The 22,750-nt window shown below is 43.7% G+C and carries 18 protein-coding genes; 3 read left to right on the forward strand and 15 right to left on the reverse strand.

Features of this window, described 5'->3' with window-relative positions; translation table 11 throughout:
• Positions 1–58: 58 nt before the first annotated feature.
• Positions 59–772 (reverse strand): WecB/TagA/CpsF family glycosyltransferase, encoded by a 714-nt coding sequence (locus tag FOF60_RS22975; protein ID WP_192471902.1) that lies wholly within the window; start codon positions 770–772, stop codon positions 59–61.
• An 18-nt stretch (positions 773–790) separates the two neighbouring features.
• Complete coding sequence (locus FOF60_RS22980) at positions 791–2,068, reverse strand: nucleotide sugar dehydrogenase (protein ID WP_192471901.1); 1,278 nt, start codon at positions 2,066–2,068, stop codon at positions 791–793.
• Between the two features lie 263 nt (positions 2,069–2,331).
• Here FOF60_RS22980 and csaB point away from each other — a divergent pair, with 263 nt between their 5' ends.
• From csaB to murJ, 3 genes are all read left to right on the forward strand, one after another.
• Positions 2,332–3,441, forward strand: coding sequence for a polysaccharide pyruvyl transferase CsaB (gene csaB / locus FOF60_RS22985; RefSeq protein WP_192471900.1), 1,110 nt, complete (start codon positions 2,332–2,334; stop codon positions 3,439–3,441).
• Positions 3,442–3,717: 276 nt separating this feature from the next.
• Positions 3,718–4,893, forward strand: a complete 1,176-nt coding sequence (locus FOF60_RS22990) for a glycosyltransferase family 4 protein (RefSeq protein ID WP_192471899.1) — start codon at positions 3,718–3,720, stop codon at positions 4,891–4,893.
• A gap of 135 nt (positions 4,894–5,028) precedes the next feature.
• Complete coding sequence (gene murJ, locus FOF60_RS22995) at positions 5,029–6,552, forward strand: murein biosynthesis integral membrane protein MurJ (protein ID WP_192471898.1); 1,524 nt, start codon at positions 5,029–5,031, stop codon at positions 6,550–6,552.
• Between the two features lie 92 nt (positions 6,553–6,644).
• On the opposite strand, the gene FOF60_RS23000 is transcribed toward murJ, so the two are convergent.
• The 13 genes from FOF60_RS23000 to FOF60_RS23060 all read right to left on the reverse strand — a co-directional run bounded on the left by FOF60_RS23000 (position 6,645) and on the right by FOF60_RS23060 (position 22,738).
• Positions 6,645–7,091, reverse strand: a complete 447-nt coding sequence (locus tag FOF60_RS23000) for a HEAT repeat domain-containing protein (protein WP_192471897.1) — start codon at positions 7,089–7,091, stop codon at positions 6,645–6,647.
• A gap of 98 nt (positions 7,092–7,189) precedes the next feature.
• A complete protein-coding gene (locus tag FOF60_RS23005) occupies positions 7,190–9,181 on the reverse strand; it encodes an S-layer homology domain-containing protein (RefSeq protein WP_192471896.1) in 1,992 nt (663 codons plus the stop codon).
• Positions 9,182–9,392: 211 nt separating this feature from the next.
• Positions 9,393–10,394 carry a C40 family peptidase gene (locus tag FOF60_RS23010; protein WP_192471895.1) on the reverse strand — a complete coding sequence of 334 codons (1,002 nt, stop codon included), beginning with the start codon at positions 10,392–10,394 and terminating at the stop codon, positions 9,393–9,395.
• 491 nt (positions 10,395–10,885) lie between these two features.
• The gene (locus tag FOF60_RS23015; RefSeq protein WP_192471894.1) at positions 10,886–12,820 is read right to left on the reverse strand and encodes a S8 family serine peptidase; all 1,935 of its coding nucleotides are present in this window, start codon (positions 12,818–12,820) and stop codon (positions 10,886–10,888) included.
• Between the two features lie 180 nt (positions 12,821–13,000).
• Positions 13,001–14,407: an N-acetylmuramoyl-L-alanine amidase gene (locus FOF60_RS23020; protein ID WP_192471893.1), complete on the reverse strand. Its 1,407-nt coding sequence runs from the start codon at positions 14,405–14,407 to the stop codon at positions 13,001–13,003.
• 369 nt (positions 14,408–14,776) lie between these two features.
• Entirely contained in the window at positions 14,777–16,453 is a 1,677-nt protein-coding gene (locus FOF60_RS23025) for a DUF4855 domain-containing protein (protein WP_192471892.1), read from the reverse strand.
• Positions 16,454–16,831: 378 nt separating this feature from the next.
• On the reverse strand, positions 16,832–17,206 hold the full coding sequence (locus FOF60_RS23030) for a hypothetical protein (RefSeq protein WP_192471891.1): 375 nt from the start codon (positions 17,204–17,206) through the stop codon (positions 16,832–16,834).
• Positions 17,207–17,427: 221 nt separating this feature from the next.
• Positions 17,428–17,583, reverse strand: coding sequence for a YwzD family small protein (locus tag FOF60_RS23035; protein ID WP_192471890.1), 156 nt, complete (start codon positions 17,581–17,583; stop codon positions 17,428–17,430).
• 395 nt (positions 17,584–17,978) lie between these two features.
• Positions 17,979–19,295: a short-chain fatty acid transporter gene (locus FOF60_RS23040; RefSeq protein WP_192471889.1), complete on the reverse strand. Its 1,317-nt coding sequence runs from the start codon at positions 19,293–19,295 to the stop codon at positions 17,979–17,981.
• Positions 19,296–19,422: 127 nt separating this feature from the next.
• Entirely contained in the window at positions 19,423–19,905 is a 483-nt protein-coding gene (locus FOF60_RS23045; protein WP_192471888.1) for a C40 family peptidase, read from the reverse strand.
• A gap of 500 nt (positions 19,906–20,405) precedes the next feature.
• Positions 20,406–20,705: a hypothetical protein gene (locus FOF60_RS23050; RefSeq protein ID WP_192471887.1), complete on the reverse strand. Its 300-nt coding sequence runs from the start codon at positions 20,703–20,705 to the stop codon at positions 20,406–20,408.
• 119 nt (positions 20,706–20,824) lie between these two features.
• Positions 20,825–22,066, reverse strand: a complete 1,242-nt coding sequence (locus tag FOF60_RS23055) for an efflux RND transporter periplasmic adaptor subunit (RefSeq protein WP_192471886.1) — start codon at positions 22,064–22,066, stop codon at positions 20,825–20,827.
• A 12-nt stretch (positions 22,067–22,078) separates the two neighbouring features.
• Positions 22,079–22,738, reverse strand: coding sequence for a hypothetical protein (locus FOF60_RS23060; RefSeq protein ID WP_192471885.1), 660 nt, complete (start codon positions 22,736–22,738; stop codon positions 22,079–22,081).
• Between the last annotated feature and the right edge of the window lie 12 nt (positions 22,739–22,750).

Raw genomic sequence — 22,750 nt, forward strand, 5'->3', positions numbered from 1 at the left:
ATTTCGGGCAATTTAAAAGGCTTGAATAGTTAGTTCAAGCCTTTATTTTCGTTCTGTATTATTTTGCGCTGAGGATCCTTGCCAGGAATTTTGGCAATGCGAGCTGGCGCTTGAAACGTTTTGGTTCTTTTAACAGGCGGTACAGCCACTCGATGCCGAGCTTGCGGAAAAATAAGGGTGCGCGCTGGACTTTTCCTGAAAAGACGTCAAAGCTTCCGCCGACTCCCTGGAATACTTTTACGTTCAGCTTCCCCATGTTCTCGCGGATCCACAGCTCCTGCTTCGGGCTGCCCATCGCGACAAACAGCAATTCAGCTTCTGAAGCGTTGATTTTATCAACAATCTTGTCATTATCTTTTTCATACCCATTTTCATAGCCGGAAATCACCAGGCCAGGGTATTTTTCTTCAAGCTTTTGCTTTGCTGTTGTGACGACTTCTTCTTTTGCGCCGTATAGGAAGACCTTGTGGTTCTCCTCAGCGGCAAAGCGGATCAGCCTGTCCATCATATCGACACCAGTCACACGGGAGGAGATGTTGCCGCCCTTCATTTTCGAGGCAAGCAAAATTCCTACCCCATCTGGGATCTGGTAGGTGGATGAGTTGATCAGTTGGCGAAGCTCTTCATTTTTTTCAGCGGCCATGACCTTCTCAGGGTTGACTGCGATAATCGTGGATTGCAGGCCTGCCTTCATTCGTTCACGCAGGTCTGCAATGATTTCTTCGTAATTATAAGGCGAAACATCGACGCCCAGGTAATTTTCTTTTTTCATGGCAAGTATCAAACCCTCTTAGAGCTGGATTGGTTTCAGTCCTGACAAATCACCGATTCTGTATAAAGTAACATAATCGTTATCAAGGTTTGTGCAGTTCTTCGTATCGAAGACGACTGGTGTCTTCATTTTGGAAGCGACAAGTTTGCTGTCTAGCGTCTTGAATTCGTTGTGGTCAGCCAAAACAACGGCAACATGGGCTTCATTCAACGCATCCTCTAATGAAAGAAGCGGGAATGTCACCTGATCCTGCTGGACATGCGGGTCATGTGCCACTGTTTCGAAACGCGGGTTGCGGGCCAGCAATTGATAGATCTCGATTGCAGGACTCTCACGCACGTCATCGATGTTTCCTTTGTAAGTTAAGCCCAGGACAGCAATTTTCGGCTTTTCAATCTGGACCGTCAGTTCTTCGATTTTTTCTGTTACGAATTCTGGCATTGAATTATTGATATCACGTGACAGCTTGATCAGCACAGATTCGTTTCGTGCTTTTTCAACGATGAAATATGGGTCAACTGCCAGGCAGTGTCCGCCTACCCCTGGTCCAGGCTGGTGGATATTGACGCGCGGATGCTTGTTGGCAAGCTCGATCACGTCGTGGGCATTGACGCCTAATTTCGCACTGATTTTAGCAAGTTCATTTGCAAGCGCTATGTTCACATCACGGAATGTGTTTTCCATCAATTTGGACATTTCCGCTGTGAGGGCTTCCGTTTCGATCACGTCACCTGTTACGATCGCGCGGTATACGTCTGCAGCCTTTTTAGCAGCGACAGGAGTTGTTCCGCCGACAATACGAGTGTTTTCGATTAACTCGATTAAGATGCGGCCTGGAAGCACGCGCTCAGGGCAGTGTGCAAGGAAAATGTCGTTTTGCACGTCATGTCCTGCTTCTTGAAGGATTGGCGCGACGACATCGTCCATCGTTCTTGGCGGGATGGTCGATTCGACAATGACAACATCGCCTTTTTTAACGAAAGGAACGATCGCCTTCGTTGCGTTGATGACGTAATCGACATTCGCCGTGTAATCGTGGTGAATTGGCGTTGGCACCGCGATGATGAATACGTCTGCTTCCTCAGGTGTGAGGGATGCGCGAAGCTTGCCTTTTTCAACGGCTTCTTTAACGAGCTCAGGTAGCCCGACTTCTTCAATTGTTACATTTCCATTATTTAAAGAGTTCACTACACGTTCGCTGACATCGACTCCGACAATATCATAGCCGGCTCTTGCAAAGATCGCAGCGGTTGGCAGTCCGATATAACCTAATCCAATGACACAAATCTTTTTCATTAAAAGGACCTCTCTTTTTAAGGCAGTTAATTATAGGTATTTATTGTGATTTTCTGATCAATCTAGCTTTAATTTCTAACATAGTATATCAAATCTTGTCAAACCATGCACCCTTGAACATTGAATGGTTTCGGTTATAATGTTAAAATATTGTTTAGCTTTTGGGTGCTTCGATTTTCGTTCGGCACCTTCTTTTTTTTACAGCTTATTACGCTTATGTTTTACCAACGCAATACTTTCTATATTAAGGAGGAGCAACTTCTTTGAAAATTGTCATCTCAGGATTTTATGGTCTCGGTAATACTGGTGACGAAGCCATACTTGAATCCATTGTCGATAACTTGCGCGAGCATTTGGACCAGCCAGAAATTACCGTATTCTCTTTATCACCGGAACAGACAGCAAAGGAACATAATGTCAAAACCGTATACCGCGGCTGGCGCCATGATTTTAAAGGTAAGGTCAAGGCTTTGAAGGAAGCTGACCTGCTGATTTCGGGCGGCGGCGGTTTGCTGCAGGATACATATCCTACCCGCTTTATTTTCGGTCCCCTTCCGTATTATTTGTTGATTGTCTTTTTGGCCAAGCTAGTCGGGACGAAGGTCATGTTCTTTTCCCAGGGGATTGGCCCAGTAAACTCAACATGGGGCAAGATTTTGATGAAGGTTTTTGCCAATATGGCAGACTTCGTGACGGTACGTGATCAGTTCTCAAAGGACCTGCTTCATAAATTGGGTGTTAAGCGCCCTGAGACGGTTGTGACTTCGGATATCGTGTTCGCTTTTCATCCGAAAAAGGACACAGCTGCAATGGACAGCCTTCAGTTAGAGCGTAAGGATAACCTTGTTGCCGTTTCTGTCCGTCCGTGGTTTGAAAAAGTAAAGCAATTTGAGCAGATTGCTGAAATTCTCGATCACTGGATCGAAGCCCGCGATATCACGCCGGTGTTCGTGCCGATGGAAGGCCATCACGACGACACGGCCAGCAAAAATGTATTGAAGCATATGAAGCATGCTGATAAGTGCCATATCCTTGGAACGAATTTCACACCTAATCAATACTTGAACTTCATCGGCGAATGCCAGATCACGATCGGCATGAGATTGCACGCATTAATTTTCTCCACGCTGACAGGCGTGCCGCATATTGGGTTAAGCTATGACAAAAAGGTCGAAAGCCTGCTCAAGCGCAGCGGCATGTGGCAATTCTCCGCCGTGCTCGAAGAAATGAACGTCGAAGAATTAACTAAGAACGGGTTAGAGCTCCTCGACAACAGGGAAAAATACAGCAAGATCGTTGAAGGCAATGCCGCTGAGATGCGCGTCGAAGCCGTTCGGAATGTTGATTTGTTGAAGGAGAACTTTGGTAAGTAATGAGACCGAGACATGCGAGACATGGGGACGGTTCTTGTGTCGCACCTTGTTAAGTTTTTACCATCGCGACTTAGAGGCAGTTCTAGTGTTCCCCGACCGGCTCTGCTGGTTGGTAACATTCAGTGTCGGTTCTGCTGATTCAATTTGCAAATAACATGATGTGAAAAAGCCCTGGAAATACTGTGTATATTGACCTGTATATATAGTAGGGATTTTTTATAGATAGATACTTCTAGAACTATTTTTCATCGTCAAAATAACCCAGGAGGTGCAATTATGAAAATTCTTATTGCCACCGCTTATGACTACCCGCACGCTGGCGGGCTATCGACTCACGTTGCGACATTAAAGGCGGGACTTGAGGAGCGCGGACATGAAGTGGATGTCCTTTCATTCACGGATGTGGCGCCAGTAGTCCGCAAAATGTACGCACAGGGACCGAGCTTTGTGATCAACAAAGTGAAAAAGGGCCGCGGAATCCTTTGGAGCCACTATGCGCGAAAGAACCTGCTGAAGGCTCTTATTTTAAAAAACAAGAACAAGAATTATGACATCATCAATGCCCAGGATCCTTTCACTACCCTGGCTGCGCTGGAAACGGGAATTCCTGTTGTTTCGACTGTCCATGGTTACATGGCTTTTGAGGCTGTCAGCAAAGGTTCAATTGATGAAGGCAGTCCGGAAGCAAACGAAATGCAGGAAATCGAAATCAAGGCATACCAAAATACCCGTAAGATCATTACGGTTGACCAGCGCCTGAAACAATATGTTAAGGATGTATCTGGTGTTGACGGATTCGCGATCCGCAACTTTATCGATATCCACAGCTTCAAGCCTGATAAGGATAGAAAAAATGCGCTTCGTGATCAGTACGGTGTCTCCCGTGATGAAAATATATTGTTCGTGCCGCGCCGTTTGACGAAAAAGAATGGGGTCATCTATCCGGCGCTAGCCATGCCTGCCGTGCTGAAGGAATTTCCAAACACAAGGTTAATCTATGCAGGAAGCGGCGAAGCGTTGTCAGAAATCAAGAAAATTGTTGCTGAAAATGGACTTGAAGACAGGGTTGACCTGCTTGGTGCTGTGGCACATGACAAGGTTAAAGATTACTATGCGCTTGCCGATGTCGCGCTTGTGCCGAGTGTCCACTCTGCCGGTGTTGAGGAAGCGACTTCGATTTCCGCGCTTGAAGCGATGGGTTCGGGTTCACCGCTGGTCGCCTGTGCAGTTGGCGGCCTGAAGGAAATCATCGAGGATAAAGAAGATGGCCTGCTCGTTGAGGAGAAGAACGTCCAGGAACTTGCGGAAGCGATCATTTTCTTATTAAAGAATCCTGAAAAAGGTGAGGAATTTGCCGCCAAGGCTCGTCAGAAGATTGAAGAGGAATACTCTCATCTTGCGGCTGCTGAGAAATATGAAGAAATCTATTTGAGCGCTTTAGGCCGTAAATAGTTTTTTGTGAGCAGGATTACTGATATGATATAGTTTGAAAGAAGTAAGGCGGCATTGTTTCGCCTTACTTTTATTTAGGCTGTTTTTGGGTAGAGCTTTGATGAAAATTCTTTTATAGAAAGTGACTGAAATGATATGGCAGGATTGAAAAAAACGGCCATTTGGATCACCCTCCTGGCTCTGGTCCTTAAGCTGTCAGGTTTTTTGCGGGAAAGTATCATTGCCAAAGAGTTCGGGGCGAACCACTATACAGACGGATATTTGCTGGCTTTTTCTTTTATTACGCTCGTAGTGGCGATGATTTCCGGCGGGTTCAATAATGTATTCCTTCCAATGTACGTGCAAAAGCGGAAGGAAAGCCCGGAGGAGACGGAGCGGAATGCGAACGGCATTTTGAACGGCACTTTTTTAGTATTCCTTGGAGTGACCATCGCGGGTTACTTCCTAGTTCCTTATATTGTTCCGTTGATTTATGGCAATATGACGGAGACGACAGAAGAAGTAGCCGTTGAAATCACTCAGTTCTTTTTCCTGTTCATGAGTTTGATTGCGGTCAACGGGATTCTCGAGTCTTATTTACAGGGACGTCGGGTGTTTGTGCCTACGCAGGTTTCTAAATTGCTGGCAACCTTGATGGGTGCCGTTTTTGCGCTGTTGTTCTCCGATCAATGGGGAATCTACAGCTTGGCATACGGTTTTATTTTCGGAACCTTCCTCGGAATGGTTATCCAGTTCTTTTTCCTTTTTAAGAATGGGTATAAGTGGCAGCCAACTGTTAAGGTAGAGAAAGAATTCGGCATGGCTTTCCTTGTTCTGCTGGCGCCGGCATTGCTGAATTCGGTTGTTGGGCAGATCAATATGTTCGTGAACAAGTCGTTTGCTTCGGGTACCGAGGTGAGCGGTGCTGTTACCTACTTGAACAATGCCTCCTTGCTGGTGAGCATCCCACAGGCGATTTATGCGACAACCGTGGCGGCGATCATTTTTACCTTATTGTCTGAACAGGTGGACAACCACAAAAAGTTCCAGGGCACTGTATTCATGGGCATGCAGATCACGCTTGTTACATTGCTGCCGATTGCGGTTGGCCTGCTGCTCGTTGGTAAGGAAGCCATTTCGTTTGTATACGAGCGTGGTCGCTTTACGGCGGAGGATACACAGAATACGTATATTGCACTTGTTTATTATATTCCTTTGATTGTTACTCAGGGCTTGCAGTACATTGTTTCCAAATCGATGTACGCCCGGGGCAAAACAGCGATTGTGCTGAGGATCAGTATTACGACGATTGTATTGAACCTTGTCTTCAACTGGATTCTCGTTGGGCCGTTCGGATATCCAGGGCTCGCGCTGACGAGCTCACTCGTTTCGATTTACTATTTGGGAGTTTCGACGTTTGTCGTCTATAAGGATTTTGACCGAGAAGAGCGATTAAGGCTGGCCAAGCTGTTTGCAAGAGTCATCCTGCCGACTCTGATCATGGCAATTCCAATTTATTTGATCAAACAGTTTACAACGATTTCCGAACTGTACTCGCTCATTCAGCTAGGCATTTTAGTGCCGCTCGGTGTAGTGCTTTATGCAGCTGGAATTTACTTCTTCTACCGAGAAGGCTTCAGGCAGCTGCTCGGGATATTGCGTAAGAAGAAATCAGCTTGATATTGATATTTGTTTCTTTTAACACATTAAAGCGGTGGGGGTCTGACCCCCACCGCTTTAATGTGTTGATGTGTACACTTTTTTGACGCGATCTAAATAGGCCATTTTTTCTCCCAGGCCATAGAAGCTCTTCTTCTTACATACTCATGTTCATCCTTCACAAACTGTCTGATTAGGTTACGGGTTTCCTCGTTATTTGATGCAATTTCACCAAGTCCAAATGCAATCTGCCATCTTGTATCAGGGTCTTCATAAGTTACCGCATGGCGAGCAATGGCTATCAGCTGTTCTGGATGTTGAATGAGGAGTTCTAAGATATTTTCACATTCATTATCCCGAGCGAGGATATAGAGGAAGTTATCCAGTATATCATGGTCCCATTGACTTACTGGGATACCAGCGACCAATTCAGCAGAATCCTGATAAATGGATTCCCAGCGGAGATACTCCGTCTCCCACTCACCAGCAGGTGCCGTTCGTGTGTGTTTACTCGCCCAGAGCCTGAACTCATTTACCTGCCCCATGAACTCCTTTTCCAATGAAGAATCCTCCCATCGATACAGCTAGTTTATTCAACAAGATTTTAACACAGTAAAGCGGTGGGGGTCAGACCCCCACCGCTTTACTGTGTTGAAGTTTATTTTACGATTGGCAGGTCTGTGATCAGGTCGGAGCGGATGTAGACTTCGTTCTGCGCTGCTGCGTCTGACATGATCTTGAGCCATTCGTAGTTGTCTGTGTGCTTGACGGATCCTAGGATTGCTACTGGTGATCCTGTGTTTTTATTTGCATATACTAATGCTGATTCTGTTCCAGGATTTACTCTTGCGTTTACTCCATCGACTGTTGTTTGGCCGATACGATATGCACTTGCGCCACGGTCTTTTTTCCCTAAGAACATGTCGACTCTATGCATATGACCGGCAATTTTTTGTCCCCAGAATGGATCTGAAGCGTATTTAACGTTAAATCCGCGAGCCTTGTTTCCTGTGGCAGCGCCGTTAGCGTGTGAACCGACAGGATTGATGTAGTTCTTGTTCAAGTATCGATCTGCAAGAGCATCAATGGCTTCATTTGGTGTAGTAAATTGTTCAGCAAGATCTGTGTTGCTGTCATACGCTTTAATTCCGAACAGGTTATTCCGCTCCAATGCATATTTGCTCATGCCAAAGTCACTTTCATGCATGGCCATTCCAAGAATAAGCAAGGCATTGATATTATGCTTCACTTCTGCTTCTTTCAGGTATGCTCCAAGCCCTTTGATTTTGCTCGCTGTTGTAGCGTTCTTATATCTTGCGAAAGTTGTTGGATTCGATGTGAATAGCGCCTCTTTTTCAGCTAGGACACTATCAATATACCTATTTAACTCTTCGGCAGTGTATACAGTTTCAGTACGGGCCGGTAAATAGTTGAAATACTGATAAGCAGTTCCCACTACGTTTCCAGTCGTATTCATGAACTGGCCGCCATCCCAGCTATAATAATTCTGACCTTGAGCCATGAAGCTAGGTGCAAATCCCATTGTATAGGATACATATGATTTTTTTACAGGGTCAAAGATCGAGTGGACTAATTCACCCTTAGAGTTAACAGAATAGTAGTTTCTGCCTTCGATTAGTTGTAAAGGAACCATCGAAACCTCTTCATGCTTGACGTAGACTGTTTTGCCCGCAAGAATTACTTTTACATAATTCTCTGTAGCATCCACGTATTTCATTTCCTGTCCAGCTGGCAGGTACGTAAATGAAGATGATAAACTAGAATCTTTGTATATATAAGTCAATGCTTTGCCAAGAACAGGCTTTGACCAAACCAGTCCAGCATTCATTTCTACTATTTGCTCATTAACGGTTACTACCTGGTTATTTGCTGTTGCTGCTGTTTTAGCTGCATCAAAGCTTGAATAAGTTTTAGAGCTGTAAACTAGTTCACCATTTGACTGGATAGTAGCCACTTTATAACCCGCTGCTCCTGCTTCACCTGGTTCTTCAGGAATTTGTGCTTCTTCCATTTTGTTTAGCATACGATAGATAAAAGCAGCTGCTTCCTGGCGAGTTGCCGTCTTTTTAGGCAAGAACTTGTATGTACCATCGCCATTTGAAAGACCCTTTATCAAACCATCCCTTGAGTTTTTAGCGACAGCCATTTTGAAATTGCTGTTGATTTCATTTGCATCGGAAAAATTCAACACTGCGTCTTCACGAGAAATTTGCATGTAATTAAACGCTCGGTCTATCATCGCCGCTGCCTGTTCTCTTGAGATCTGCTCATTTGGCCCGAAGGTTGTAGGTGTGTATCCCATGATAATACCCGCTGCTGTGGCACTGTTAATGCCATGTGCTAGACCAGATGATAGCGGGACATCAGAAAACACATGCGGACCTTCAGGTAATTTAAGTGCCCGTGAAATAAATGTCGCAAACTGTCCGCGGCTCACATTAAGATTCGGTTTATAGACGCCTTCTCCATACCCTTGGATCACTTTTTCAGCAATCATCGCGCGCATTTCTGTCTCTAAGGCACTGCCTGTAATATCGTCCTGTGCATAAGCCTTTGGCTGCTGATACGACAATAAACTGCTCACTGTCAACCCGAAAGTCAAGGCGAGCACACCAAATTTCTTCCTCATTCTTTTACCCCCAGATGTAATTTGCCTATTTTTCTGACAATTTTCTCTCTCATTCTACCAATTTATTTACAATTATAATAGACAATTTTCGAATATTTTATAAAATGGTCAAAAACTACTGTCTATTAAGTTTCTCACTTTATATATCGGTCATATTGCTTATTTTTTTAGACAAAATCCTATAGAAAAAGCTGGGAAATATCTTCCCAGCTTATCTTGCGTTGATAGAATTATAGATTGATGCGGCAAATGTCGCACGAGTTGCTTTCAGTGATGAGCCGTATGTGCTGCCGCTAAAGATTGTCGTTGTGTCGATTTTATGCATTGTCAAAATTGCATCATATGCCCAATAGCCAGGTGCAACGTCTGAATACGGTGCGCTTGCTGCTTGAATACCATGGTTGCTTAGCTTGAATGCTCTTTGGACGATTTTTGCCATTTCTGCTTTTGTCATATTGTTGTTTGGACGGAATGTTCCATCAGCAAACCCGCTAATGACTCCAGCTTCCTTGATTGCAGCGATATCAGCTGCGAATTGGTAGTTAGGCGAGACATCCTTGAATCCGTCAAGGGATGCAGGCTTCAGCTTTAGCACACGATTGATGATGGCTGCAGCTTGTCCTCTTGTTACCGGCTGTTCCGGCTGGAAAGTCGTATTGTCAATGCCTTTAATGACGTTTTGGTTGCTTAACGTACGTACAGCTTCATATGCCAGATGATCCTGCGGTACATCCTGATATTCCCCTGGCTGAAGGTTTACTTCTTCCAAAACTCTTTTTGCTCCATAGAATTTTGGTCCCCAATAGGAGCTGTCAAGTGAGTCTATTTTTATACCCTTGCTTGTCGTTGCACTTAGGAATTGATTGTCGCCTATGTATATCCCGGAATGGGTAATTCCCGCTTTATTATATGTTTTTTCGAAGAATACTAGATCGCCTGGTTGAAGTTCTGATTTGGAAACTGCTTTCCCGACGTTATATTGATCAGCAGAAATCCTTGGCATATCCACGCCTACTTGGTCGTAAACATAACCGATATATCCAGAGCAATCGAATCCGCTTGGCGTTGTTCCACCATAAAGATATGGAACTCCTATATATTTGTGTGCGATTTCTACCACTTGTTCTTGTTGTGTTGCTGCCATGGCTGTTTGGAATGGGATCATCGATAGTATTAGCGCTGCCAAGATTAGCTTGGATATGAACTTCTTCATCAGTACACCTCTGCCTCGTTGATTTTTTTGGAAGAAAATATCGTATTTTGCCTCATTGAGGCTATTTTACCAGAATATGAATGTTATAAATTTTACGGTTATATTACAAATCTCGCAAAATCGGTTTACAGTTTTGTAGAAAGGGTAATTATACTTGGTTCTGATGGTATTATTGTATTTAATTAATGAAGAACTTCGAGGTAGGTTTTGTTGGTACCTGTGAGTTACCATCTTTTACCCCTCGACAAAGTTCGACATTTTTTGCTATAACTTATATAAGTTAAGATTTTGGTTGGTAATCTATTTTGGGCTGCCAATCAGCCATTTGTTGACACCGATCTGGTAAATCGGTGTCTTTTTTTGTCGAAAGCGAGGGATTATCCCCTGGAAGAATAAAAGGCGCACATGAATTACTTCATGTGCGCCTTTGTTTATTGTTGGGCTTTAACACACTAACGCACCGGGGGTCAGACCCCCGGTGCGTTAATACTTTACTTTAGTGCTGGATTGTTGGCTTTGGACAGGAAGACGGAGTAGGTGGATCTTTGCATTTTTTCGTTTGGTTTGAAGGTTCCGTCTGTGTATCCTGTTGTGATTTTGGCTGCTGCTAGATTGTAGATTTGCTGGTAGCCGGCCATTCCTGCTGGGACGTCGCTGAAGCTTCCTGTTGGTGCGTTTGGCAGTTTGTATGCTTTCGACAGCATGATCGCCATTTCAGCGCGTGATACATATTCATTCGGGCGGAAGGTTTTGTCTGCCCGGCCGCTGATAATGCCTTGTTCGTACGCTGATTGTATAAATCCGGATGCGAAGCTGCTGCTCGGTACATCGGAGAACCTTGTCGCTCTTTGTGTGCCATTCAGCCCAAGCGCTCTGCCCAGCATGGCTATCGCTTCTGCCCGGGTCACATTATTTGCAGGATGCAGCTGGTTGAAGGCGTCCCCTTTTAGTATATTCACTGAATATAGGTACATCATGTTCCGGCTGTACCATACTGAGTTATCGAGGTCGGGAATCACCGGACTGGAAATCGATACAATCGTTTCATTTACTTTATCCCTAAGCATGGTTCCATTGAGCCATGGATAAATTGTATACTTTATTGATCCGCTTTTGCCATAATCCTCAAACGAAGCGGAAGTTGCTTTATTCGCGATTAACCTGCCATCTCGATAGACAGAATATGCTTGATACTTCTCTAATACAGGCTGCATATTAAGCTTGAGGGAACCCTTCCCTCCAGTGGTAAAGGTAATAGGTGCCTGAGACTGGTCTACAGGAACCTTGTCAGTCTGGACAAGTCCGAAACCATATAAACGATCTCTTCCCGCCATGCCCAGATCCTTCGCGTTTTTTTGTAAAAGAGAACGAATTTGATCATTCGTATAGCCTGGAAATTTTTCTTTATAGAGCGCGGCCATACCGGCAACGAATGGAGCTGCCATCGAAGTTCCGCTCATGGAACCATACCCTGATTTCACAAGGCTTGTTGGGATGGTGGAGTAAATCATTTCTCCTGGAGCCGACAGCTCGATTTCCTGGCCTGTTGCTGATGAAGATGATCTTCGATTATCTGACTTAGTTGACGCTACTGCGATAACGCTAGGGAATTTCGCAGGATACTCGACGTTTTCTTCACTTCCTGAAAAAGTCCCTTCATTCCCTGCCGCAGCGATGACCATGATTCCATTTGCATTGGCCTTGTCCACCATCGCCTTAATTCCCATGTCAGGATATGGTGTCGTCAAACTCATGTTGATAATATGAACACCCTTGCGAATGGCCCAATCGATGCCGGCCATGATCGTGGAGGTTGTGCCGTCACCATTGCCATCAAGTGCTTTTACTGCATAAATCTCCGCACCAGGAGCGACACCGACTATGCCAATATCATTGTTTTTCGCAGCAATGATCCCCGCTACATGTGTGCCATGTCCATTTTCATCAAGGTATGATTTACTGCATGCATTCACACTGATAGAGTCATCCAGCGTACAGACTCCCTCTTTAACAGACAGGTCGGGATGGCTGGAGTCTACTCCAGTATCAACAATGGCCACTTTTACCCCTGCCCCCGTTAAAGTAGATGGCACTTTGGCAGTAAGACTGATATTCGTGTGTCCCCAGGGGGTGGTTTGTGCGCTTGATTCAAACTTATTCTCTTTTTGAAAGCCGGTAATCTTACCAAGAGAAAGTAGCTCCTCAAGCTTTGCTAGTTCCATCACTACTGTGGCCGCCTTAATTGAAGCATAAGACTGAACGAGTTCCCCGCCATTTTCCTCAATCATTTCAAGGGCCATTTCGTCATTAAAGAATACTATGTAACGTTCCGGCTCAGCTTGCAGGTCGATAGTGGAAGCAAAAGATGGGACAGCTGCCGAGGTGATTAATACTAAAGTTAACAGTGAAGCAATCCAGTTTTTCATGCCATTTCCTCGTTTCCTTGAAAAGTCCCTTCTACTTAAAAAGCACAAGTGCCTTGTTCAGCCCTGACAAGCGCTGGAGCAAGACACAAATCGAAGTATAAAATGATTATACTAGAAAAGGAGCCTATTATAAGACTCCTTTCCTATTTTAATAGGTTCATATTATAAATCAATAAATAACTAATTCACATTATTATATAAATACGTTACGTTATAACCTTTTGCTTTGTAATAATCAAGAATGCCGAGGTAAATGGCTTCTGCTGCTTCCTGGCGCCACCATGCGGATGCAAGTTTCTCGTTATCTTTCTTATTATCAATAAATCCTAATTCCACTAGAACTGCAGGCATTGAGTTTTCACGGAGAACATGATAATCGCCATGATCGATTCCACGGTCGTACAGCTTCCATGCTGCCAACAGGCGATTCTGGATTGCCGCTGCAAGTCTTTTACTATCGGAATGGTACGGGTTCGTCGCTGATGTACCATAGTAATAAACCTCGGTACCGTTTGCCGATCCATTAAAGGCATTCGCATGAATGCTGACAAAAGTATCTCCGCCGACACTCTTCGCCAAGCTAACGCGCTGGGAAAGCGTTAAGTACACATCTGTTTCACGCGTTAACTTATAAGAAAAAGGCGTTTTAGCTAAAAGAGCTTTTACTTTAAGTGCTGTATCAAGCACGACTGCTTTTTCCTGGATTCCGTAACCTGATGCTCCAGGATCCTTCCCGCCATGACCAGGGTCAATGATGATCATTTCCTCATTCAAAGGTGTTGATGCAGGCAATGGTTTGTTCATGAAAGAAGGGTATGTGCCAGTTAGGTAAGCACCGTGCACAAGTCCTTCAGCTTCTGCTGAACGTATAAAAACCCAATCTCCTACTCTGTAGGCTGCTTCTACCTTAGTCGCGATCGGCAGCTCATGGACAATAGTGAAATTTGTCGATGGCCCCGTCCGGACATTCAGCGAATCTGCCTTGATCTGCAAATCTCCACCAAATTCAACTTGAGCGTTGATTCGATATTTATAATTGACCGCTCTCGCTAAAAAGACTGAGAAATCTGCTCTTTTAATTTTCAGGTCATAACCAAAGTTCCCTGGTGAGATCCCCTGGGCAATTCCTTTTTCCATAAGTGCATTTGCCGCTGAAATGGTATCCGATCCTCCATAGCCAAACGCTCTGTTAATGAGGAGGGCCATTTCTCCCCGCTTTACGGGTTGTTCCGGCCGGAATGTTCCGTCCTGATAGCCTGATATGATACTCTTTTCGACTGCTGACTGTATGTAGCCTGAAGCAAAACTCCCAGGGTCCACATCTTTGAACATCGTCGCTCTTTTCGTTCCGTTGAGGTTAAGCGCACGTCCAAGCATTGTAGCAGCTTCGGCTCGCGTCACCTCTTTATTAGGGTTAAAATAACCCCCTGTTCCATTGACTATATTTCCACCGGCAAGGTAACTGATTTCAGGATAAGCTCGATGCGAACTATCTACATCTAAAAAGGCAACAGCCGCTTCAGAGCTATTCGCTGTAAATGGCAGGATCAACAAAGCTAGTAAAATACTTGTGACAAAACGCTTCATTCGTCTGCTCCTTTCGTCTTTTTTTTACATTTTAACACATGGAAAACGTGCCTGAATCATCCAATTTAGCTAGAAAAAGGCGAAACATGTTACAAAAATTAGGAGAAAAAGAGTTAATTACTGATTTATCAACGTTTTCAAGACCTGAAAATGGAATAATTTACATGTTTCATATTAGTTGAAATTGGGGAAATTATTATATTTGGCTGTATTGGAAGAGTCTGGAGTAAAAAATAACAATATTTTCATGAAAAAATCCGCCTATTTAGCTATTAAAGCTCCTTGCCCGGTGGCTATTTTACTAGTGACAGGCAACTGCTATTAAATGGAAATCAACTTCCGATAACTGGCAGGTGCCTGTCAATTGTTTTATTGATATGCCAAACTGCTGAGTAATTGATAGGCCTGGTAATAGGCTGGCTGATTCCAGTATTTGACCATTCGGTCTACCATTCCTACACCTTGATAGACGATCAGGCTTTGGCCAGGAAGTTCGTATCTGTGGGCCATTTCAATGTATTGTCTGAAGTTCTGCAGCCCGGCTTCCATCTGGTGTGGGCCGTATTGGTCGATTTCAAGATTGATCCCGCTTCCATATATTTGGGCTTGCAGGAAGGCTCTGTGAAGGCGGGCTTCAGTATCGGTTAGTTTCAGCCTGAACGCATTTGGCTGAAGGTATGCTCCATCAAAGCCATAATTTTTCCAGTGCTCGAAGTTAGATGATGTAGCATGCGGTGAGTAAATGAACGCTCTGTCTCGTTCATGGATTTCATCCGCGACCCTGGTAATCATTTTCTCGTCTTCACGGTGCCCCATCGTTTCACTTAACCAGTAATAGCCCTTGAAATTAAGATTTTCGTAAGCTGCTACATCCCAAAGCATTTCAGTCTGGTCAATGTACCAGGAAACGATTTTCTCACGTTCCGACATGGAATTCGGATGTTCGTTTCCTTCGAGATCGACGATGGATCCCCCCATTTTAGGGTAAGGGATGGCGATATAGACATTGACCGTTTTGCCTAGGCCTTTCGCTGCTTCATTCAGGTTATTAAGCCCTCCTGCTTCGTCAAAAGTCTGACTGAGGTACCACCACCAATCTGAATAATTGGCGTTATTTTTAGCATGGGCCCCGAACTCACCTCCAGGATAGCTCCTCCCTAGAAAAATAAAGCTCTCGAATAAAGTGCCCCAGCTTCCATTTGGTGTGATATATGGCCTGAAGAATTCTGGAGTGAACATTAGATTACGCTCTGCGCCATTATAGATGAGTGTGCCGTTACGGATGCCTGTCTCGTTCAGTGCTCCTGTTTGTTCAGAAAAAGAGACCATTGAATTGCTCACTGGGTGAACGGTCGCTTTCGGATAGGTCATAGCCAGGCTGATAGCTTCCTCAGAATCTCTTACTGTGTGCAGTGTGATTCCATCCTGTTTAACACTGTACTCCAATGGCTTGCTGTAAATCCGCGCTAGGAATATCGAAAATTGAAGTCTGTTCACAGGCATATCCGGCCTGAACGTGCCATCGCTGTACCCGGTCGTTACATCATTGGCAGCAATTGCATCTATGTAAGGATAGTATGGAGATGATTGAGGCGCATCTGTGAATTTCGATTGCCCCTTCCCTTCATATTCAAAACCGACAGCAAGAGCTCTCGCCATATCTTTTCTTGTCAATGGCTCGCTTGGCATGAATTGACCGTTATCCAAAGTGAACATCCCTTTTTCGAGGCTGGCAAGAACCTCTTGATATCCCCTTGTCGTAACAAACATATCTGCAGGTACCGTTGCGGTTTCCCCTTGTGCCGTTAAATTCATTGCCCGTCCCATCATGACGGCTGCGTCAAGTCGGGTGATCGTCTCATTCGGTAAAAACTTTCCTGAAACCCCTCTGATTACTTCCTTTTCGGTAAGGAACTTAATTTCGTGATATGCCCAGTGGCTTCTGGTCATATCGGAAAATTCTGTTTCCGCGGCGGCTGCCTGTGTTGCAAACAAACTGCTGATGCCCATCAGACCGCCCATAAGTAATACTGCTAGTTTTTTCATAGTAGGTACCTTTCTTATTCTCACTATTTTTATTGCTCGATAATATTATTATCGACAGACACTGTAAAATTTTAACACAACTAGGGGTATTTCTTAGTATAAGTTTCCATTTTTTAATGACAGATAGAAAGAGATTAAGGTTACGGTTAGGGATAAATGCTATACAGGAATACTTTAGTGGCGGGGTTGGAAAGAGGTTAAGCTTAGGCGCTGTCGCGTGAAAATGAGGACTAAAATGCAGAAAAGACAGCCCGCGTTATGCGGACTGCCCGATTAGAAATATATATGGCAAGCTTCATGATTACACATGAAAGTTATGATATGTCGAGTCTTGTATCAGGTTCGCAATGCAACTGTATATTCCTGCTCACGATGTGCTTAGTTTTTGTAAGTGTCGATGATGTACTTCGCTTCCATCTTGCATGAGTAATCGAACTCTTTACCATGCTTTGTTTGGAGCTCTTCGATTTCTTCAATCTGTGCCGGAGTCGGCTCTTCATTAAAGACTTTCTCGATTGTTTCATTGATTTTAACAGCAAGTTCTTCATGGAAAACCGGATCAGCTTTCATTTCCTCACTGAGCTGGCTGTACCATGATGAAGAATTGATGATATATTCTCGCCATTCCTTAATGAAATCATTAAGGTTATACTTATTTTCATCCCAGCCAATTCTGCTCATATATTGCTCAAATGACTTAGAAATAGACCTGGAAATGCTAATTTTTATACCTGGAGCAAGATCTTTTAACATCCTATTTAAGGAACCCCCTAAACAAATACTATACTGCACAAAAGTAACATAACTACAATATCATAACTTCATACATAAATACAAATCGACATCATTCAACAGTTTATGGGGGTCAGACCCCCGGGGCTTTAAAGTGATAAAGTATGTTTTTCTCTAACTCTGTATAATAATAAAAAAAAGCAAATGGATATGCCTTTATAATGGCCTTCCATTTGCCTGGTTTATTTGACTACGGTATTTTTAAGATCGTTTTTGAGGTCTTCTACGATCTTGGCTACGGTGATCTCTTTTTCATTCATGCCTTTTTCATAAGCCCTCTTGATTACGTCAAAGAAAAGCTCCTGATTATATTCTGACTGCTTCAACTGTTGTTCCAATGACAAGACCCTCCTGATTACATTATGAATATCATATATAAAACTATTGAAATTGTAAATATAATTCCAGTTAATATATTTGTGAACAATTTTCTACTATTATAGTAGAAAATCTTTTCATACATATTACAGCCAGTTAACAATTAAGCACTCCAAAATTGAAATTAATTACCCTCTTGCTTTAAAGTATGAATTCCTTATTAAAAGGCCACTAAAATAGGCCTGTCTACTTACCATTTCAGGAACAATTGTATGTTAGTCCTTCCCTTTACCTCTTAAGTTAGTTATGTAAACATTTTTTCATGCATAGAGAACTACATGTCTTTAACGCATTAACCCGCCGGGGGTCAGTCCCCTGGCGGGTTAGTGCGTTATTGGGTTGCTGCTTTTTGGTGTTAATACAAAAACAACATGAGTACGGTTGTCAGTGCTCCAACCCAGATGGCAAGCAGAAAGCAGTAGCCCATGATGTGACGGATGTGAAGGCCTACGACGCTTAGAATCGGCAGTGCCCAGAATGGCTGTATTAAGTTGGTCCATGCGTCCCCCCATCCTACAGCCATTGCAATTGTCGCTGGATCCACGCCTAATGCCATACCTGCTGGAACTTGAAGCGGACCTTGCAGTGCCCATTGCCCGCCGCCTGAAGGGGCCAGGATATTGACTAATCCCGCTGCCCAATAGGTGAAGATATCAAAGGTTTCTTTAGTGGCAATTGAAGCCATTCCATCAATGATCGCTTGACCAAGGCCCGAACTGCCAAGTACTGCAATGATCCCGGCATAAAACGGAAATTGCAGAATAATTGGCGAGGTGGAACCTGCTGCTTCTTTAAAAGCCTCGCCGAACTGTCCTAGTGACCTATGGAAGAATAAACCTAATGATAAAAACATGATATTAATAATATTTAGATCAAGGTCACGCCCATTTACGAATTCCATGACCACATAAAAGAGACCAATTAGTCCTATGAGTATTCCCAAAACAGGGGTTCTTTCTAATTTAAGTGCAGGTGTATTTTCCTCAACATCCCCTGAGATTTTCTTCTTCGCCGGAACTTCCTTAGCAATATAAGGCTTTATATTTGTTTTTGGAGCCATTAGACATATGAGAATAGGCATCGTGACGAACAAGGCAAGAAAGATAATAATCGTAGACAAGCTAAAAATTGTTTCTGAAGTTGGTATAACTCCCATTACATCTGCCAGAAAATGATCCGGGGTAGCGACCGTCAAACCAATTGAACTTGATAATCCTGCAGTGTACAAGACTGTAGGTGAATATGCAGCCGCAACCAATAGCGGGAAGTGAGCCTGTTGATTTCGCTTTCCCACCTCTCTTACAAATATCGCTCCGACGACAACCGCAAGCCCCCAGTTGATGTAATACGCGCAAGCTGAAATCACAAATGTTAAAACATATGCTTTATTCGGGGTGCTTCCAAAGGAGGCAAGATATTCGAGCCCTTTTTTCACAAAAGGAACAGATGCCAATACCATGCCAGTCAACAAAAGAAGCACCATTTGCATGGTAAAAGCTAGATACACCCAGAAACCATCACCGAATGACTTGATTAGATCAGCTGGTTCTGTAGGGTTTGTAAAAAAGCCTATGACAAAAACGAATAATGTGAGAAGGACTGCAATGACAAACGCATCTGGCAAATAACGCTGGACTCCCCTGGACAGACGATCAGCAACCGAAGATAACATCCTATCAATCACTCCTTTCTTTTTTATAAAGTATATTTTCATTTAGGCAAAAGATGTCCCACTGAATAAGTTATTTCCCTTTAACGCATTAACCCGCCGGGGGTCAGACCCCCGGCGGGTTAATACGTTAGTGTTTTAAAACACGTTTGGCGCCCACGTATTTTGTTTTCCAGTATTTTGAGTCCATTGATTGGATGGAGACTCCTTTTGATACGGTTACGGCAATGAATTTACCTTTTTCCAGATAGATTCCTGCGAAGGAAACTCCTTTGCCACTTGTATTAAAGAAGACCAAGTCGCCTTCCTTCAGTTCTTTTTTACCGACTGCTTTGCCAGTTTTGTATTGCGCCAGTGCAGTTCGAGGTAATTTAATGTCTGCGGCTGAGTGGTCAAAAACATATTGTGTGAAGCCTGACGCATCGAATCCTTTTTTAGGATCCACACCACCCCATTTATATTTTACCCCCTGGTATAGCTTCGCTACTTCCGTTACCTCCTGGCCCCATGAAACGCTTGCACTTGCTTTTTGCCCCATTGATCCTAAGAAAGCCAGAGAAGCAATTGCAAATATGACCAACCCAATAAAAAATCTTTTTGTTACTGCGCCCATCTTTCCATTCCCCCGATTACTGTATGTTTTGGTTTACATACTGTTAGTCGGAGGATTTCCTGCCTTCGTTTCAGGGAATCGCGCGACAATAAACTCAACTTGTTTTTACATAATCAGCCTTTAATTCAATATTTCCCCCTCTTCAATGAGGCGAATTCACCCGATTGGCTTCTTCATTCGACAAAATTCTATTTTCCTCAAATATACCTTTGGAAATTTGTAGAAACTTGTTTTGTTTATTTTTTTGAAAAAGGCGGTATAAGAGGAATACAAAAATGAAATCCCAAAAAAATACATTACAAAAGGAGTGTTTTACATGAAGGTCAAAGCAGGAAGCTGGAGTATGTTAAGTCAGGAACAGAAGCTAATTTTATTAGAAGAGATCAGCAAGAAGGGACGAAAGCGGAAAGACAATGAGTGATAACCGTCGATATAAACAAGTGCCTGACCCCAGGAATTAACAACTTCTTAGATATGGATGTCAGGCACTAATATTTTTGTTAATTCAAATTCTGCTTCATTACAGGATACACTTTCACTTTGATCCAGAGAACAAACAGGACAAATGGAATGTTAAACAGCAGGCCCGCTAGCAGGAGCGGTCCATAGAATACGGCCCCGATTACAATGACAAAGGTGTACAGAAGCGGAATTAGGTAGACTGGTAGAAATAATATATTCATATAGACGAGAGACATATAAGTTGCTTTTGCGCGGTTTGTATCCGCATCTTTAGCATGCCCCCAGCACTCCTTGATCTCCTCCAAAGTCCGTTTAACCACATCAAAGAAAATCCTCAACACACTCCCCCCTTATAAAACATTTCGAATTTGAAATTCACCTTTAGATAAAGAACGCTTTCACACACTAAAGCAGTGGGGGTCTGACCCCCACTGCTTTAGTGTGTTGAAGCCTCTTTTTATCTTTTGAAGAAGCCTACCATTATGGATTTGAATATTTCTTTACCGGGCTCTTTATTGAATGTTTTTTTGTTCAGGATGCTTGGTTTTAGTTTGCTGAAGAATGGGTCGCCTGCTTTTTGGATTGCTTCTGGGTTTTTGACGACTAGTTCTCCTGGTTTGGCGCCTTTTTTCACTTCGACTTTGCCGTCGAGTGTCAGTCCTTTGGAGATCTTCCGTTTTTCCACTTTACCTAGCTCATTCAGAACATAGATGTAACTTGCTTTCTTCGTCTTTTCTACTGCTTCCTCAGGGACCGTTGCTGCATTCACGACCTGGTCGGTAACGACGGCAACCTCGACGTGCGTCCCTTTTATGAGGTCTGCCTGTTCATCCGTCAGCTCGACTTCATACGGGAAGCGGCTTTCAGTCTTTACTGATGGATCCTGCTCAGGATAGCTGGCGATGCTTGTCAAGGTTCCCTTTACATTCCCCTTGACCAGGTCCGATTTTACGAAGACCTCCATCCCCTCCTGGACTTCCTTCAAATCCTTTTCGGTAAATGCCCCCTCAACTTTGGGGTTGTCTGAAATAATGGTCAGGATGGGATTATTCAAATCATAGTTAATCTTCTTCACGGTGCCGGCCACTTCGCTGTTAATGCCAAGCTGGTCACCGCTGTCCTGGGAGTTTAATGTGTCGTCATATTCATCGATTTCAGCTTGGATCCTCGTTTTCTCACTCTTCTTATCGTAAATTTCTTTTTCAATCGAAACGTTCATAAGTTCGCTGTTGGAAGACCCGCCTGTATCAGATGTCCCATCACCGGCAACCGGAATGCTGTTATCTGTTGCTGATTCAGATACCGATAACAAGTACTCAAGCTGCTGGATCTGTTCGTCGATCAAAGCTGCTTCCCTTACAAGCTGTTGCTTCTCCATTTCCAGCTTGTCCCGCTCTGCTTCATTGCCGTCACCAGCATATTCGTACAAAGGACTGCCGACGTCCACCGGGTCGCCCTCTTTTACCAGGAAGTTCTTAAAGCCCCCTGGAGTGTCTTTGTAATAGACATGATGCTCCTCGACAGGGGTAACGACTCCCTCCGCCTGCAAGGTTTTAGTTAAGCTCTCTTTTCCGGTCGCTGTCCATTTGTTTATATAAGAAGAGCGCACCGCTTTGCTGTCATCTTTTAACGCCAGGTACAGATTTCCCGAAATAAATAGAACGCCTGCCGACATTAAGATCAGTGATTTCTTTTTCATCAGTGCACCCCCTTATAGAATTTTTTCGAATTGGATGAACGAAAACAGCGCCGAGAACAGCCAGAATATCAGATTGATTCCAATTACCAGTAACAGGACAATCCCCGGACGTTTCCCGGTAAGCATTTTGATGTACTTGTATTCTATAAAAATAGCCCAAATTTTGAATAGTGTAATAGCTGCCAGAAAATAGATGATGAAGTCATTATTCGTTATGTATTGTGCAATCACGCCCAATGAAAACGGTGAGGACGTTTTAATCAGCCCAATCCCCGTTGCGAGCGGGATGTTGATCACTTTTTCCAAAAGAAGAACAGGCATAACGTATAGCTGGACAGTAACAAATTTTTTCAGCTCAATATCTGAAAAAGTCCAGAAAAACAATGCCGGAATGAAAATCACCGCAACACCATAAAACAGGCCCCAAATCAACTGCCCGATCATGAACAGCAGTTTTTGAAGTTCATAATTTTCCCTTGAAACTGCAGTCAGATTTTTCGACAAATATTCAGAGCCGATGCCAAAATAAGCACTTATGCCAAAAATCAGTCCGCTAAGCAGGACCAGCATCGTCGTATTCTTCCAAACTCCAGGAACATACTCTGAATCTCGTAATTTATATGTATATAAATCAGGATAAAAAAGGCCGCGAAGCACATGTATTCGGTTCATCTTATGTCCCCC

It is taken from the genome of Mesobacillus jeotgali (assembly GCF_014856545.2).
Lineage (GTDB): Bacteria > Bacillota > Bacilli > Bacillales > Cytobacillaceae > Mesobacillus.

Coding starts and splice junctions, on each gene's coding strand:
- FOF60_RS22990 (WP_192471899.1), top strand. CDS start 3,718: ATGAAAATTCTTATTGCCACCGCTTATGACTACCCGCACGCTGGCGGG.
- FOF60_RS23045 (WP_192471888.1), bottom strand. CDS start 19,905: ATGGGCGCAGTAACAAAAAGATTTTTTATTGGGTTGGTCATATTTGCA.
- FOF60_RS23005 (WP_192471896.1), bottom strand. CDS start 9,181: ATGAGGAAGAAATTTGGTGTGCTCGCCTTGACTTTCGGGTTGACAGTG.
- FOF60_RS23055 (WP_192471886.1), bottom strand. CDS start 22,066: ATGAAAAAGAAATCACTGATCTTAATGTCGGCAGGCGTTCTATTTATT.
- FOF60_RS23020 (WP_192471893.1), bottom strand. CDS start 14,407: ATGAAGCGTTTTGTCACAAGTATTTTACTAGCTTTGTTGATCCTGCCA.
- FOF60_RS23030 (WP_192471891.1), bottom strand. CDS start 17,206: ATGTTAAAAGATCTTGCTCCAGGTATAAAAATTAGCATTTCCAGGTCT.
- FOF60_RS22980 (WP_192471901.1), bottom strand. CDS start 2,068: ATGAAAAAGATTTGTGTCATTGGATTAGGTTATATCGGACTGCCAACC.
- FOF60_RS23015 (WP_192471894.1), bottom strand. CDS start 12,820: ATGAAAAACTGGATTGCTTCACTGTTAACTTTAGTATTAATCACCTCG.
- FOF60_RS23010 (WP_192471895.1), bottom strand. CDS start 10,394: ATGAAGAAGTTCATATCCAAGCTAATCTTGGCAGCGCTAATACTATCG.
- murJ (WP_192471898.1), top strand. CDS start 5,029: ATGGCAGGATTGAAAAAAACGGCCATTTGGATCACCCTCCTGGCTCTG.
- FOF60_RS22975 (WP_192471902.1), bottom strand. CDS start 772: ATGAAAAAAGAAAATTACCTGGGCGTCGATGTTTCGCCTTATAATTAC.
- FOF60_RS23025 (WP_192471892.1), bottom strand. CDS start 16,453: ATGAAAAAACTAGCAGTATTACTTATGGGCGGTCTGATGGGCATCAGC.
- FOF60_RS23040 (WP_192471889.1), bottom strand. CDS start 19,295: ATGTTATCTTCGGTTGCTGATCGTCTGTCCAGGGGAGTCCAGCGTTAT.
- FOF60_RS23060 (WP_192471885.1), bottom strand. CDS start 22,738: ATGAACCGAATACATGTGCTTCGCGGCCTTTTTTATCCTGATTTATAT.